Genomic DNA, 14,303 nt, shown 5'->3' on the forward strand with positions numbered 1-14,303 from the left:
GTTTAACAAACCTTTATATATCAAGAATCGACGGCGAACTCGCTAACGGAACGACTGAACCTGTATTCCGTAAAGGGAATTGGGCGTTTTAATAAGATATAAATAAGAAAAGTCAATTTTCATAGTTGAAAATTGGCTTTTTTTTACCTCCATGTTTAGACAAGATGAAAGGTGGTATACACAAACTAAGCAACAAATTCAAAACAAGGAGTGATTTTCCATGAGTAGCCAAAAAGTAGAGGAGAAAGTAAACGAACAGTTAAATGAAATGGGAGAGGAAAAGAAAGACGAGATTTTAGCAAACTTCGATCGATTTAAACATTACTTAGGTGACAAAGTGCATAAAGGAGAAAAATTAGGTTTAAATGAAGAGCAATTAGCAAAAGGTGCTGAAAAAATTGGTGATTATTTAGCCAAGCATGAAGAGCCAAGAAACCGTGAAGAAAAACTATTGCAAGAACTCTGGAAAGCCGGAAATCAAGAAGAACGTCATAAATTAGCTCATATTTTAGTTAAGCTCGTCGGATAAGAAACAGTAAGCGGAGCCAGAGGAGGTTCCGCTTTTATTTGTTTTTATCGTCTTTTTTCATCATGTTGTAATATGTAAAACCTAAACAGATTACACCTAAAAAGGTAAATACATATTGAACAATGCGCATTGTATCCATAATAGGCACCTCTTTTTTATATTTATTTTATCTTTCCATGTTGGGATTAATTTTATGTAAAAGAAAAAATCTCCACTTTATAAAGGGAGATGAGATAATGAGGTAAATATTTACAATTCGTAAGGTTCAGGTAGCTTTGTTGATAGCTGCTGATCTTCTAAGCCTAGTCTTTTATTAATTTTCTTTTTTATAAGCTCATATTGATAAATATGATTAAATTGATTTTTCTTAGGAGTTTCACAACGAACGGACACTTCTTGTCCATTTTTATCAGTAAATAAAATGGTTAGTTCACCGTAATAGCGGTGAACAGAGGAACCTAAATGACTTGTTTCTTTTGTCACAACTTTTGAAAACGTGGCTCGATGAATTCGTTCAAAAGGGATCATGGCAACACGATTAATCATGACTTTGTTTTCATATAACTCGAGTATGGAGATGGCTTGTGGATCAATTCCTTCTGCTGATTGAATATAACCATATGTTTTCGCAAGACAGCCTTCTAATTGTACAGCACTTGATTTTCGATTGTTTGACAAAAAATAAATGAATAGAATGATAGAAAATGAACAAACAAGGAAGAGAATAAAAAAATCCACTCCACTTACACCTCCTACATGAGTTTTGCATATGTCAATCTATTCGACAATGCTGAACAAAAATCCTTTTGACGTACCTTATTTTTACGACATAAGTCGCATCATGCATCATGGTCTCTTTTTATAAGCGTTATCAATTTATGAACTATAGGTCCTTTCGAGGATTTTTAGTGCTTTTTAAAACTTTTATTCATTGTTTTATTCGATTATCGTGTATAATCTCATGTGTACATCATGAGTTACATACCAAATGTAAGGAGGCATTATCATTGTCTTTGACGACAAAAAAACTGGTCTTATTGCTTTTATTAGTCGCCTGTTTACTTTTATTAGTTTTCCGCTATATGAATCAATCTTCTGTGCCGACTTCACAAGAAAATGAGCAAACATTAGAAAAGCTCCCCGAACAAGAAACAGTAGAAGAAGAAAAAGGGAAGAAAAAATATAGAATCTATTACTTAACCATCGATGAAGTGAAAGAAAATCGTTACTACGGTACAACAAAAGAAGGTACGGGTATTTCATTTATGGAAAAGAATTTAAATGAGCCACTAGAAGAATCACTTGTTGAAGGTGATCTTATAAAAGCTTATTTCGATTTAAACTACAGCGCAAATGGATTAGTGAAAGTTGAAAAAATAGATGAAATACCGGAAGAAGAAAGTTCGTAATCGCGAACTTTCTTTTTTCTTTTTAAATAAGAAAACAGACCTATTTACTAGCAATTTCCATAACTCACGAAATTTTTTAAAAATTTTCAATTACCTGTTGACAATAATGCTTTATCTCCGTTAAGATTATCTGCGGAAATGATTAAGACGAGAATACATTAACGATGAATATGAGGTTCATACTTTAATAAAGAGAAAGCTCGTTTCGAGGAGAGGCGGGTTTTTGTTTTTTTTCGTGACATTGGACGAGGGGGCATCTTTATATGAAACAACTATCAAAAAAAGACATAGTTGTGATTGGTTTCATGTTGTTTGCTTTGTTTTTTGGGGCAGGTAATTTAATCTTCCCACCTTTTTTAGGGCAAGAAGCAGGTTCTCATTTTTGGATTGCGATTACGGGGTTTGTCATAACAGGTGTGGGGCTACCAATTATCGCGATTATTGCGATTGCTTCTGTAAAAGGAGGGATTCAAGCGATTTCAAGTCGAGTTCATCCGTTATTTGGGGTTATTTTTACAATTAGTTTGTATTTAATGATTGGTCCTTTCATGGGTATACCACGAGGTGCTAATGTCGCATATGAAATGGGAGTGGTACCATTTTTATCATCTCCTACATCGAGTTCACTTACGATATTTTCAATTTTCTTTTTTATCCTTGTGTATCTATTAAGCTTAAACCCATCTAAACTAGTTGATCGAATTGGGGTTATTTTAACACCGTTTTTATTAGGAGCTATTGCTTTTATTGGAATAGGTGGGTTGATCAACCTTGAGTCATCTACGCTAAACGAAGTTTCGGACAAGTACGCTCAATCACCTTTCTTTACAGGATTTATGGAAGGTTACTTAACCATGGATACAATTGGCGCCCTTGCATTTGGAATTGTCATCATCACAGCCATTAAGTCAAAAGGAGTCAACGATCAAACATCAATTGTTCAAATAACTGCAAAAGCTGGGATTGTTGCAGGAATAGGTCTGGTAACTGTGTATGTCGTCATTGGTTTGATTGGTGTCAACATGACTTCGATTCAAACATTTGAAAATGGAGGACAAATCCTAACCAGCGCAGCTCAACAATTTTATGGAGCACCGGGTGTTGTGTTACTAGGTTTAACGGTCGGAGTGGCATGTTTCACTACATGTGTGGGTCTTGTAACTGCTTGTAGTCAATATTTCGTTACACTGTGGCCGCGTCTTTCTTATAAACAGACAGCGTTCATGTTAACAATAATAAGTGGACTGATTGCAAACATCGGATTGAATGAAATTATATCACTTTCAATTCCAATGTTGACAGTGATTTATCCATTGACAATTGTATTAATTGTCTTAACATTCTTGCATAAATGGTTTAAGGGCTCACCAATTGTTTATATCACAACATTAACAAGCACTGGAATCATTAGCATGTATGATGGATTAAAAGAAGCTGGATTAGGAAAAGCTGTACCTTTACTCCAACACTTACCTTTGTATTCAAGTGGATTGGGCTGGTGGTTACCAGCAGTTATTGGAGGTTTAATAGGATGGACCATTTCAACACTTATTGACGCAAAACGTTGAAGAGGGCATACACTAAGATAAATTGTCTGAATAGTATGATGGTGATTGTTTAGACAAGGGGATGGGTCGAAAAGGGGAATAGAGCACCTCTATTTGACCCATTCTCGCAACATCCCTTATCGAAAAATTCAGTTATATTAGCGAATAGATAGGTAAGGGATCTTGCATGTAAACATTCTTCACGTATCTTTACTGACTTATGTTTCATCTAACCAGTTTTCATCTTTAGATTTTAGTTTTATGACTAAGTCGGCAATCACTTCTTCTAAATGACGAATTTTCTTTTTTAATACTTCGTTTTCGATTTTAACTTTCTCTAATTCTAAATCGCCTTCTTTTTCTTCTTTTTTAATTTCTAATTGCGTGCTTACTGGATTTGTTTCTTTATGGCTAGGCTTCTTAGATGATGGTTTAGAAAAAATGATATTCTTTTTCTCGAGTCCTTTTTTCCAATTGTAAATAGTAGAGATATGCACATTGAGGATTTTAGCTATTTCTTTTGGTGCTAGGCCATTGCGTAACAGCTCTTCTGCTTTTAGTCGTTCTTGATCTTTCGTATTCATGTTTTCGTTCCTCCATTCAACTAAAGAAAAACAAATCATAAAATCAATCATAGCATTGCTGTTTAACGTTGTAGGTGATATAAATAATTGTATCGAAAAAGTATAACCAATAGCAATAAAAAGTCAAAAAAGAAAAAAAGAAAACGAAAAAAGAATCATTGTTAATTTTCGTTTTTAAACCAAAATAGAAAAGGCGTGAGTATAAATGAACATTCTTTGGGATTTTGACGGAACAATTTTTGATACATACCCAACAATTGTAAAAGCGGTCAAAGAGTTAATTGAAGACCCGCACATAACAGAAGAAGACATTTTAAAGCAAATGAAAATCTCATCTGAAGTCGCAATTAAGAAGTTTCACATTCCAAAAGCACTTTTTGATGAAAAGTTTCATGCACTTGAACAGCAACTGCATCCTAAAGATAAGCCACCATTCCCATATGTAGAAGACGTGTTAAAGTCAGCCACTACTAATGTGATAGTGACTCATAAAGCAAGACAATCTGCACTTGATATTTTAGAGTATTATGGGATGAGCCAATACTTTAGTGAAATTATTACAAAAGACGAAGGATACAAGCGTAAGCCAGACTGTGGAGCTTATGAATACCTACATGATAAGTATAAAATTGATTTAGTAATTGGTGATCGTGAACTAGATTTAAAGCCAGCGAGAATGCTGTACATAAAAACATGCTCCTTTCAAAATGAAGAAATTGAAGCAGATTATCATCTTACTACATATGAAGATTTTTTTCGCATTGTTAAAAACTAAAAAAGAACGCTTTGTGATTCGTTTTTAAAATCACAAAGCGTTCTTTTTAGTAGATTTTAACTATTTCTCCATGAGACTGTAAATTTCCCTTTATAAAAGAAAGGGAATCCTATATAGTTGTATAGTAAAACAATTTCATAGGGAGGTCTTTACTTTTGGAGTGTAAAAAGAAAAAAATAAGCTCCTACAGCATTCTAAATATGTTTGCTCTTTTTTGTGTCTTTTTATTTGTAACAGCTTGTAGCTCAGACGTACAAGAAGTGACGACAACAAATGAAACAGCACAGGTTTTGAATCAGGAAGAAGTTCATAAAGATAATAAAGAGTCTTCTGATATAAAACTAGCAAATGTAGATGGAATGAAAGTAAGTGTCACGAAAGTTGTAGATGGTGATACGATTGATGTGAAAATGCCAAATGGTACAGAAGAACGTGTACGTTTCATTTTAGTTGATACACCAGAAACAAAGCATCCTAAGATTGGTGTGCAGCCATTTGGACCAGAAGCATCAAATTTCACTGCTGAGAAGATAAGTGGTCAAGATGTACTATTAGAATTCGATGCACAAGAACGAGATCGTTATGGTCGTCTATTAGCGTATGTGTGGTTAGGGGAAGAGTTAGTAAACGAGCAGCTCATTAAACATGGATTAGCTAGAGTAGCTGTTTTTCCACCGAATACAAAATATGTTGATCAATTTCGTGCTACACAAGAGAAAGCAAGACAAGCAGAATTGGGAATTTGGAGTATTGAAAACTATGTGCATGAAAAAGGATTTAGTGAAGATAAGAGCGGAACATCTGTGCAAGTGAGTCCGCCTGTAGGTAGTGACAATACTGCAACGACATCACAGCGAGTGAACGATCATTCGTTGAGCTGCGAAGGGAAAATAAAAGGCAATAAAAATTCAATGATTTATCATATACCAGGCGGTCAGCATTATGACCGTACAACAAGCAACATTGAATGGTTTTGTTCAGAAGATGATGCAGTCAATGCTGGTTTTCGTAAATCAAAAAATTGACTACGTGTAAATAGCGCTAACGTTTATTGGTTAGCGCTATTTTTCATTTAAGGTAATCCATCAAATAAGCGATCAATTGAACGTAGTATAAAGCGTAAGCCATACCAAATAAGGCGAAACGGCCAGAATAGTAGTTCAGGTAAATAGCAAAGGCACTCAAATAAAAAATCCCCCAAGTGCTCACTCTTCTTTTTTCTTTTCTTTTTTAGTGATTTACGCTTAAACACCTAGACTATCCCCAATCTTTTACAGTTTTCTTTCTATAGTATAAATCTTTTCCCCCTTTTTGAGGAGCTTTTCTTTCTTGTTAGTGAAATGGTTATGATACAGTAAAAGAGATTGTGAAAGGAGAAAGAAAATGACGATTCGAAAAGCAAGAAAAGAAGAGGCTACAGTCATTGCAGCACTATTATACGATGTGTTAGGAAGCATTGCTCGTTCACATGCTGCAGAAGAGACGGAAGCGGCAACTTGTAAAGTGTTTGAACGCTATGTACGATCTGAAGAAAATCGTTATAGCTACCGAAATATTATCGTGAAAGAAATTCAAGGCACCATTGCAGGTATGATGGTTAGCTATGATGGTTGTAACCAAAGATTACTTGATATACCTATTATTGAGTTAGTACGTGCTAAAACAAGGGATTTAAATTATACCACTGATCTTGAAGCAATTAGCGGTGATTTATATATTGATTCTATTTGTGTTCATCCATCTTTTCGAGGACGAGGCATTGGTTCAGAACTTCTGCAACAAGCAGAACAAATGGCTAAGATGCAACACCTTCGCCTTAGTTTAAATGTAGAAGTAGGGAATGATCGAGCAGAAACGCTGTATCGTCGTATCGGCTTTCACCAAGAAGGATACCGAATGATTAACAACAAACCATTTAAATATATGGTGAAAAAGATTGAAGAGTTAATGGAGGAAGTAAGATGATTGAATTAAAATCGATGCGTGAAATTGAGGAAATGAAGAAACCAAATCAGCTTGTAGCTGGATTACATAAAGAATTAGCGAAAATGATTAAGCCGGGCATTACAACCATGGAAATTGAAAAATTCGCGATTCGGTATGCGAAAAAGCATGGAGCAGAGACATCGTTAATTGGCTATAAAGGATTTCAATATGCAACATGTGCTTCGGTCAATGATGTTGTTGCTCATGGATTCCCCAATGACCAGCCTTTAAAATCAGGAGACATCGTGACAATTGATACGGTTTTTGATGTAAACGGTTGGAAGGGAGATTCTGCTTGGTCTTATGCTGTTGGTGAGGTATCGGAAGAAGCACAACAATTGTTAAAGGTAACAGAAGAATGCTTGTATTTAGGGATTGAGCAAGCGGTTATTGGTAATCGAATCGGTGACATTTCACATGCGATTCAACAACACGCTGAGAAATACGGTTACGGAATTGTAACCGATTTAGCAGCACATGGAATTGGTCGTAAGATTCATGAAGAACCTTCGTTTTTACATGCAGGATTACCAGGTAAAGGCGTTCGGATAAAAGAAGGGATGACATTTACGATTGAACCAATGTTGAATAGAGGAGAGCGCCACATTTATATTGAAGATGATGGCTGGACAGCTCGTACATCTGACGGAAGCTTGTCAGCACAATATGAGCATACGATTGCGGTTACAAAAGAAGGACCGGTCATCTTAACAAAACAATAATAGTGAAAGCGAGAGTCGACTCATAAGGGGCTCTCGTTTTTTATCAAATATTTTTACAATTGCAAAGAGGTTGTCAATTTATCATGTATAATAAAGGTAACCATTTAAATGGAAGGTGATAAGATGTCGACGTTTATTCAAGGAATTGATCACGTTCAGTTAACAGGTCCAAAAGGGTGTGAGGATGAAGCACGTACATTTTATGTAGACAAACTTGGTCTCAATGAAATACCAAAGCCAGAAAGTCTTCGAAAAAATGGAGGTGTGTGGTTTCAGTGCGGGGTACAAGAAATTCATATTGGAGTAGAAGAAGGGTTTATGCCACAGAAAAAAGCGCATCCAGCATTTGTTGTACAGAATTTACATACGTTTCGTCAGCATTTAATTAATGTAGGAGTACCTACAAAAGAAGATACACCGATTGTCGGTAGAGAACGCTTTTTTGTCCAAGATCCGTTTGGTAATCGAATAGAGTTTTTAGAATATGAATAGAAAAAGGTGGATGATTATATCATCCACCTTTTTTTATTATTGAGCAGTATAACCGCCGTCAATTACAACAGCTTGGCCTGTAACACCTTTAGACATATCACTTGCTAAGAACATAGAGTAATCAGCAATTTCATCTACAGATAGTAAGCGTTTTTGAGGAACTAATGGATAAATTACTTCTTCTAATACACTTTCTAATGCAACGTTACGCGTTTTTGCTAGATCTTGTAATTGATTGCGTACAAGTGGTGTATCAACATATCCAGGACAAACCGCATTTACTGTAATACCATGTGCAGCTCCTTCAAGAGCAGATACTTTTGTTAAACCAATTACACCGTGTTTTGCACTGTTGTAAGCTGCTTTACCAGCAAATCCGATTAGACCATTAATTGACGCCATGTTGATGATACGACCGAATTGTTGCTTTTTCATGATTGGGAAAGCATGTTTCGTTGCAACGAATGGTGCAACAAGCATAATTTTTGTTAAAAGTTCAAACTTTTCAGTTGGAAACTCTTCAATTGGTGATACGAATTGCATACCAGCGTTGTTAATTAATACATCAAGGCGACCGTATTTTTCAACTGTTTCGCTAATCATGTTTTCAATATCACTTTCGCTTGTTACATCTGCTTTAATGCCATGTGCCTCATATCCTTTTGAAACAAGCGTTTCAGCAGCAGTTTTTACACCTGCTTCATTTAAGTCTGTAAGAACGACTTTGGCACCATTTTCAGCGAAACGCTCACCAATTTGATAGCCAATTCCTTGTGCAGCACCTGTAATTAAAACAACTTTGTTAGTTACCATGTTTCTTCCTCCTAAATCCAAATAGTAAATTTATATACAATAAACAACGTGTTTATGTATAAGCAACATGAGATTAATAGATTCCTAGTGTTCCAAGAGTAATCGCTACAATCGTTGCGATTGTAGGAATAATGACCGCTACAAAGAAAATATCACGATAAGAATCTTTATGTGTTAAGCCAGTAACAGCAAGAAGCGTTAATAGTGCTCCGTTATGCGGTAAGATAAGTGCTCCAGAAGCAACGGATGCGATGCGATGAAACGCCTCAGGTGCGATACCTGTAGAAATGGCTAATTCATAGTATTTGGAACCAAGAGCTTCTAATGCAATTCCCATCCCGCCAGAAGCAGATCCCGTTACACCTGCCATTAATTGAACAGCAAGCGCTTCTGAGATTAATGGGCTTCCTTTAATGTTCATTAAGAAATTTGTTAAATCTTCAAACCCTGGAACGGCTTTTACAACTGCTCCAAATCCAACTGCAGCACTCGTATTGATAATCGCTGTAACAGATCCTTGAGCACCTTGGTTAATAGAAGGTAAGAAGATTGCTAGTTTTTTTGCATTTAAAGCCATTAATAGCAATGTTCCTACAATCATAGAAGGGATGATGTTCCACTTTAATACATTTAATGTTACAACAATCACAAGTAGCGGTAAAAATGATAAAAATGGATTTGGTAGAGATGATGCATCCTCTGTTTTTACATCTTTACTTTGTTTCGGCTCAGTAAATACATCACCTTGAGCAGTTAATTGTTTTTGTCTCCATGCTAAGTAGAAATATCCTCCCACTGCCATAATGAGACCAGATACGATTCCGATAATAGGTGCCGCCATTGGATCTGTTTTAAAATATTGCATCGGAATTAAGTTTTGAATTTGCGGTGTTCCCGGAAGCGCTGTCATGGTGAAAGTAAAGGCTCCAAGCGCAATGGTACCAGGAATTAACTTACGAGAGATGTTTGCTTCTCTAAATAACGCAATAGAAATCGGATAAATGGCAAATACCACAACGAATAAGCTAACGCCTCCATATGTAAGAACAGCAGCACCGATTAATACACCTAAAATTGCACGTTGTTTTCCTACTACTTTCGTAACCCATAATGCTACTGATTTTGCTGCGCCAGTATCTTCCATCAGTTTACCAAAAATTGCGCCAAGCATAAAGACGGGAAACCATGCCTTCACAAAATCAACAAAGCCTTGCATATAGACATCTGTGTATGTAGGTAGGAGTTCCAAACCACTAATTAGTGCAACAACTCCTGCTACTAGAGGGGCTAGCCAAACAATTGACCATCCTTTGTAAGCTAGAAGCATTAATAAAATAAGTCCAATAATAATGCTAATCATGATCTATGACTCCTTTAAATTATTAAGTTACTATAAGTAACTATGTAAGTAACGGTTACTATTATATTTTTTGTTCACAAAATCGTCAAGGTATTCTTAATTGATTTATTTTAAATTAACTATTACTAATAAATAGTTAATTTAATATGAACTACTATCTTGCTGATAGAAAACTCTTGCACGAAGGTTTTCTGGGAGTAAACTTACTTAACAAAGCCTTCTTGTCATGACGTTTCTTTTTGTCAAACTTTGTTGCTCGTAAAAGTTTGTATTTACAAAATAGATGAGTCTTGTTGTATGATAAGGATGGGAAAAGAAATGCTTTTGCAGATGAGGGGGGCTTTTGTCGTGGAGACTATGAGAGTATATTCAAAAACCGAGCTCTCATTTGAAATCATTAGTCGAAAATGGATGTGTTTTATCGTTCATACATTAGCAAACGGACCAAAACGTTTTGCTGAAATAAGTGCTGCGATTCCGAATATTAGCAATCGGGTGTTAACAGAACGGATAAAAGAACTAGAAGATTTAGAGATTATTAATCGCAATGTCATTCCTCATCGACCTGTACGTATTGAATACAGCTTAACGGAAAAGGGAAAAGCGTTAAGCGATGTATTAAACGAGGTTGGTAAATGGGCAGGAAAGTGGATGTAAAAAAGGTCATCGAGCAAGTGTTGCTCGATGACCTTTTTTAGTGCTGAATTTTAAATTGTTTGTCGTTCTCTAATGCGCTTTTATGTGCAATTTCTACTGAATCAACATGACTAAAACGGTGTGGTCCTTTTCTTAAAGTAGAAACGAAAGTATCAACACGAGGTTTTGGGCCTTCTACTTCAACCTCAACAGACCCATCTTCGCAATTTCTAACCCAACCTGTAAGACCATATTCGATAGCTGTTAACTGTGTGAATTGTCTAAAACCAACACCTTGAACGTGACCTTTCATTTTCAGATGTATGCGGATATTCATTGATTTTCACCTCTATATTCACTATTCCCAAATGAAAGTAATCAAAACAAAAGAGGAAAATTAGCGCTTAACCTCGAATATATATTAACTTATGTCATTTGAATATGACTCTACATGACAGACAGAAGAAAGAAGGTTTTTTACTATGCAAGTTGCAGTAAAAGCGAGTCAATCAGAAACACGGACGATGTATAACATTTTATTTCTCATTAGCTTAGGTCACTTTTTAAATGACTCGATGCAATCGGTTATACCTGCTATTTTCCCAATCATAGGAAAATCTATGAGCTTATCGTTTACGCAAATTGGGTGGATTGCCTTTGTGTTAAACATGACCTCTTCGATCATGCAACCAGTGTTTGGGTATTATGCAGACAAACGATCTTCACCGTTTTTATTACCGCTTGCCATGTCATTTAGTATGATAGGAATGGTTGGCTTAGCATTTGCCCCAAGCTTTTATTGGGTGTTGCTTTCGGTCTTTTTTGTTGGATTAGGTTCAGCTATTTTTCATCCAGAGGGTTCAAGAGTAGCCTATATGGCAGCGGGTGAAAAGCGTGGTTTGGCACAATCTATTTATCAAGTAGGTGGAAACACTGGTCAGTCGATGGCCCCTCTATTTACCGCTTTTATCTTTGTTCCGCTTGGCCAAATAGGATCCATTTGGTTTACGGTTCTTGCAGCTGTCGCTATTGTGGTTCTACTCTATGTATCAACGTGGTATAAACAGAAATTAAGGCTAACACAGCCTGTTAGAAAACAAGGAAGGACTGTTCAAAGCAAACCATTAAAAAAACAAGTAAAGTTTGCAATGGCTCTTCTAGTATTCCTTGTCTTTGCTCGATCGTGGTATGGTTCAGGTATTTCAAATTATTATCAATTCTATTTAATTGATTATTATAATTTGACCATCAAGAGCGCACAGTTTTACCTATTTGTGTTTATGATTGCAGGGGTACTAGGCACCTTTTTTGGGGGACCTTTAGCCGATCGTTTCGGAAAGCGAAATATTATGATGTTATCTATGTTAGGTGCAGCTCCTTTAACATTGTTACTTCCTTATGTACCTCTAATTGCTGTTACACCGTTCTTTTTTCTAATTGGCTTTATTTTATCATCTAGCTTTAGTGTAACAGTTGTATATGCTCAAGAGTTATTACCAGGAAAAATAGGAATGGTTTCAGGGTTAATTGTAGGCCTTGCATTTGGAATGGGTGCTTTAGGTTCTATTGTATTAGGGAAGTTAGCGGATGTGTATAGTTTACGGTTTATCATGATTTTGTGTAGCTTTTTACCGCTCATAGGGGTATTAACATGGTTGTTACCAACTGATAAACGAATACATGAGCTTAATCAATAACAATCTATATTTTGCTTTCTAAGCGATGTCCAACGGATTTTTGTTTTTGGCATCGCTATTTTTGTATGTTTTGTGAACGTTATTCCTTTCTTTGTCCCTGTTCCATATAATGGTATTAGGGGAGGGGTCTGTATGAGCATACAATTACGCAAGCAAAAGGTAACGTTATACATTTTTTTAATGACTTTAGTCATTTTTTCAAATTACGCAGTGTACACTTTTCCAGTTTTAGAGTCTATACCAAAGAGTGCTGTCCTAGGATCTCTGTTTGATTTCTTAGTTGTGTGTCCACTTTTAACCTATTTCTTTATTCTACGAAAGAGATATTCTCTAAAATATATGGTGCCTGTAATATTTGCTGGATATGTTGTTGCAAAGCTTGTCATTCCACATCACTACTTAGCACCTTATTCCTTCATTCCGTACCTGTTTATCGCAGGGGAACTAGCATTTGTAGCGTTAGAACTCTTTATTCTTTATAAACTTATTGTGAAATTACCAACTATTATTCGCACATTTTCTAGTATGAAGAGTGAATGGCCTTACGTATCGGTGCGTCTACAAGCAGCCGTAGGGAAACATGTAGGAGTCAATCCACTCATCCATGCATTAACATCTGAAGTGACGATGTTCTACTACGCATTTTTATCATGGAGAGCTCGTCCGTCGCAATCTTGTTATCCAACCTTTACATTTCATAAAAAAACAAGTGTGATTGCGATGAATATTATGATCATTCATGCCATTTTAATCGAGACCATTGGCTTTCACTATTTGCTTAGCGAGTGGAATCACATTGTTTCTTGGGTATTGCTAATTTTAAACATTTATACAGTTTTGTTTTTTATCGGAGAAATTCAGGCAATTCGAAAATGTCCGTTTATCATAAGTGACAAAAAAATGATCATGCAAGTGGGATTAACAAAATGTTTAATCTTGCCGATTGAAAAAATTAAAAACATGGATTATTACGAAGAATCGAGTAAACTTTCGAAGCAAGAAGAAAAGATGCTTTTTGACGCAACAGTTAGCGATTTATTCAAGCAGCCTCCACAATTTGAGATTACGCTTAAAGAGCCTGTTACTGCTTATTACTTATTCGGTAAAAGGAAACAAGTGAATAAAGTGTGGGTCACTGTCGATGAGCCAGAATCATTTCTGCAAGTACTCAAACCAAAAGGATGACGGGTGTCATCCTTTTGGTTTGTAGTGAAGCTCAATAAATCCAGATTCATATGATTTTTGATGCGTTAACACTAATACAGACTGATCATTCACATTCTTAAATAACGGTATTCCGTTTCCAAGTATGAGAGGAACGATAAATAACATGTACTCATCAATTAAGTGTTCTTGTTGAAACAACTGAATGAGTGCTCCACCACCAATCAGCCAAATCTTGTTTCCATCTGCTTCTTTTAATTTCTTTATCGTAGGGCTTACTTCTTGTGGCGAAATAAATGCTATATCCTCATTAAGGGTGTCGGTACGAGGAGAGGATGTCACAACAAAACACTTTTTCCCTTTATACGGAAACTCTCCAAATGTTAGCACTTGCTCATAGGTTTTTCTTCCCATAAAGATCGTGTCGACGGTTTCATAGAACTCTTCATATCCGTATGACTCGTTTCCTCCTGCTTCATGTAACCAAGCAACATCTCCATTTTCCTTCGCAATATAGCCATCGATCGTTGCAGCTATATATAAGACAACGTTTCTCATGGTCTCACTCCTTATTTGTATGTTTTTCACC

The 14,303-nt window shown here is 36.0% G+C and carries 18 protein-coding genes; 11 read left to right on the top strand and 7 right to left on the bottom strand.

The genetic code is table 11. The features are described from left to right. Positions 1-220: 220 nt before the first annotated feature. Positions 221-529: a DUF3243 domain-containing protein gene (locus JOC83_RS12290; protein ID WP_205187597.1), complete on the top strand. Its 309-nt coding sequence runs from the start codon at positions 221-223 to the stop codon at positions 527-529. A 249-nt stretch (positions 530-778) separates the two neighbouring features. Here the strand turns inward: JOC83_RS12290 and JOC83_RS12295 are convergent, their stop codons facing one another. Continuing rightward, positions 779-1,267, bottom strand: coding sequence for a hypothetical protein (locus JOC83_RS12295; RefSeq protein ID WP_205187598.1), 489 nt, complete (start codon positions 1,265-1,267; stop codon positions 779-781). A gap of 269 nt (positions 1,268-1,536) precedes the next feature. Between JOC83_RS12295 and JOC83_RS12300 the strand changes: the two genes are divergently transcribed. Together JOC83_RS12300 and brnQ are read left to right on the top strand one after the other, a co-directional pair. Continuing rightward, complete coding sequence (locus JOC83_RS12300; protein WP_205187599.1) at positions 1,537-1,938, top strand: hypothetical protein; 402 nt, start codon at positions 1,537-1,539, stop codon at positions 1,936-1,938. A 263-nt stretch (positions 1,939-2,201) separates the two neighbouring features. Then, entirely contained in the window at positions 2,202-3,506 is a 1,305-nt protein-coding gene (brnQ, locus tag JOC83_RS12305; RefSeq protein ID WP_205187600.1) for a branched-chain amino acid transport system II carrier protein, read from the top strand. 197 nt (positions 3,507-3,703) lie between these two features. Here brnQ and JOC83_RS12310 read toward each other — a convergent pair whose 3' ends face one another. After that, positions 3,704-4,069 (bottom strand): helix-turn-helix domain-containing protein, encoded by a 366-nt coding sequence (locus tag JOC83_RS12310; protein ID WP_205187601.1) that lies wholly within the window; start codon positions 4,067-4,069, stop codon positions 3,704-3,706. 205 nt (positions 4,070-4,274) lie between these two features. On the opposite strand from JOC83_RS12310, the gene JOC83_RS12315 reads away from it, so the two are divergent. After that, positions 4,275-4,844 carry an HAD-IA family hydrolase gene (locus tag JOC83_RS12315; RefSeq protein ID WP_205187602.1) on the top strand — a complete coding sequence of 190 codons (570 nt, stop codon included), beginning with the start codon at positions 4,275-4,277 and terminating at the stop codon, positions 4,842-4,844. A gap of 155 nt (positions 4,845-4,999) precedes the next feature. Continuing rightward, positions 5,000-5,869, top strand: a complete 870-nt coding sequence (locus tag JOC83_RS12320) for a thermonuclease family protein (RefSeq protein WP_239583499.1) — start codon at positions 5,000-5,002, stop codon at positions 5,867-5,869. A gap of 47 nt (positions 5,870-5,916) precedes the next feature. Here JOC83_RS12320 and JOC83_RS12325 read toward each other — a convergent pair whose 3' ends face one another. Continuing rightward, a complete protein-coding gene (locus JOC83_RS12325; RefSeq protein WP_205187603.1) occupies positions 5,917-6,096 on the bottom strand; it encodes a hypothetical protein in 180 nt (59 codons plus the stop codon). A 131-nt stretch (positions 6,097-6,227) separates the two neighbouring features. Between JOC83_RS12325 and JOC83_RS12330 the strand changes: the two genes are divergently transcribed. The 3 genes from JOC83_RS12330 to JOC83_RS12340 all read left to right on the top strand — a co-directional run bounded on the left by JOC83_RS12330 (position 6,228) and on the right by JOC83_RS12340 (position 8,044). Then, positions 6,228-6,809 carry a GNAT family N-acetyltransferase gene (locus tag JOC83_RS12330; RefSeq protein WP_205187604.1) on the top strand — a complete coding sequence of 194 codons (582 nt, stop codon included), beginning with the start codon at positions 6,228-6,230 and terminating at the stop codon, positions 6,807-6,809. Further along, a complete protein-coding gene (gene map, locus JOC83_RS12335) occupies positions 6,806-7,552 on the top strand; it encodes a type I methionyl aminopeptidase (RefSeq protein WP_205187605.1) in 747 nt (248 codons plus the stop codon). The genes JOC83_RS12330 and map overlap by 4 nt, the downstream gene beginning before the upstream one ends. Before the next feature lie 123 nt (positions 7,553-7,675). Continuing rightward, positions 7,676-8,044: a VOC family protein gene (locus JOC83_RS12340; protein WP_205187606.1), complete on the top strand. Its 369-nt coding sequence runs from the start codon at positions 7,676-7,678 to the stop codon at positions 8,042-8,044. Positions 8,045-8,080: 36 nt separating this feature from the next. On the opposite strand, the gene JOC83_RS12345 is transcribed toward JOC83_RS12340, so the two are convergent. Together JOC83_RS12345 and JOC83_RS12350 are read right to left on the bottom strand one after the other, a co-directional pair. Then, entirely contained in the window at positions 8,081-8,857 is a 777-nt protein-coding gene (locus tag JOC83_RS12345) for a 3-hydroxybutyrate dehydrogenase (RefSeq protein WP_205187607.1), read from the bottom strand. 73 nt (positions 8,858-8,930) lie between these two features. Continuing rightward, positions 8,931-10,217 (bottom strand): GntP family permease, encoded by a 1,287-nt coding sequence (locus JOC83_RS12350; protein ID WP_205187608.1) that lies wholly within the window; start codon positions 10,215-10,217, stop codon positions 8,931-8,933. A 357-nt stretch (positions 10,218-10,574) separates the two neighbouring features. On the opposite strand from JOC83_RS12350, the gene JOC83_RS12355 reads away from it, so the two are divergent. Further along, the gene (locus tag JOC83_RS12355; RefSeq protein ID WP_205187974.1) at positions 10,575-10,874 is read left to right on the top strand and encodes a winged helix-turn-helix transcriptional regulator; all 300 of its coding nucleotides are present in this window, start codon (positions 10,575-10,577) and stop codon (positions 10,872-10,874) included. Positions 10,875-10,911: 37 nt separating this feature from the next. On the opposite strand, the gene JOC83_RS12360 is transcribed toward JOC83_RS12355, so the two are convergent. Further along, complete coding sequence (locus tag JOC83_RS12360; protein WP_205187609.1) at positions 10,912-11,190, bottom strand: acylphosphatase; 279 nt, start codon at positions 11,188-11,190, stop codon at positions 10,912-10,914. 145 nt (positions 11,191-11,335) lie between these two features. Here JOC83_RS12360 and JOC83_RS12365 point away from each other — a divergent pair, with 145 nt between their 5' ends. Together JOC83_RS12365 and JOC83_RS12370 are read left to right on the top strand one after the other, a co-directional pair. After that, positions 11,336-12,550 carry an MFS transporter gene (locus JOC83_RS12365; protein WP_205187610.1) on the top strand — a complete coding sequence of 405 codons (1,215 nt, stop codon included), beginning with the start codon at positions 11,336-11,338 and terminating at the stop codon, positions 12,548-12,550. A gap of 132 nt (positions 12,551-12,682) precedes the next feature. Beyond that, positions 12,683-13,735 carry a hypothetical protein gene (locus tag JOC83_RS12370; protein WP_205187611.1) on the top strand — a complete coding sequence of 351 codons (1,053 nt, stop codon included), beginning with the start codon at positions 12,683-12,685 and terminating at the stop codon, positions 13,733-13,735. A 6-nt stretch (positions 13,736-13,741) separates the two neighbouring features. Here the strand turns inward: JOC83_RS12370 and JOC83_RS12375 are convergent, their stop codons facing one another. Next, on the bottom strand, positions 13,742-14,272 hold the full coding sequence (locus JOC83_RS12375) for a dihydrofolate reductase family protein (protein WP_205187612.1): 531 nt from the start codon (positions 14,270-14,272) through the stop codon (positions 13,742-13,744). Positions 14,273-14,303: the final 31 nt, after the last annotated feature.

Source organism: Priestia iocasae, assembly GCF_016909075.1.
Lineage (GTDB): Bacteria > Bacillota > Bacilli > Bacillales > Bacillaceae_H > Priestia > Priestia iocasae.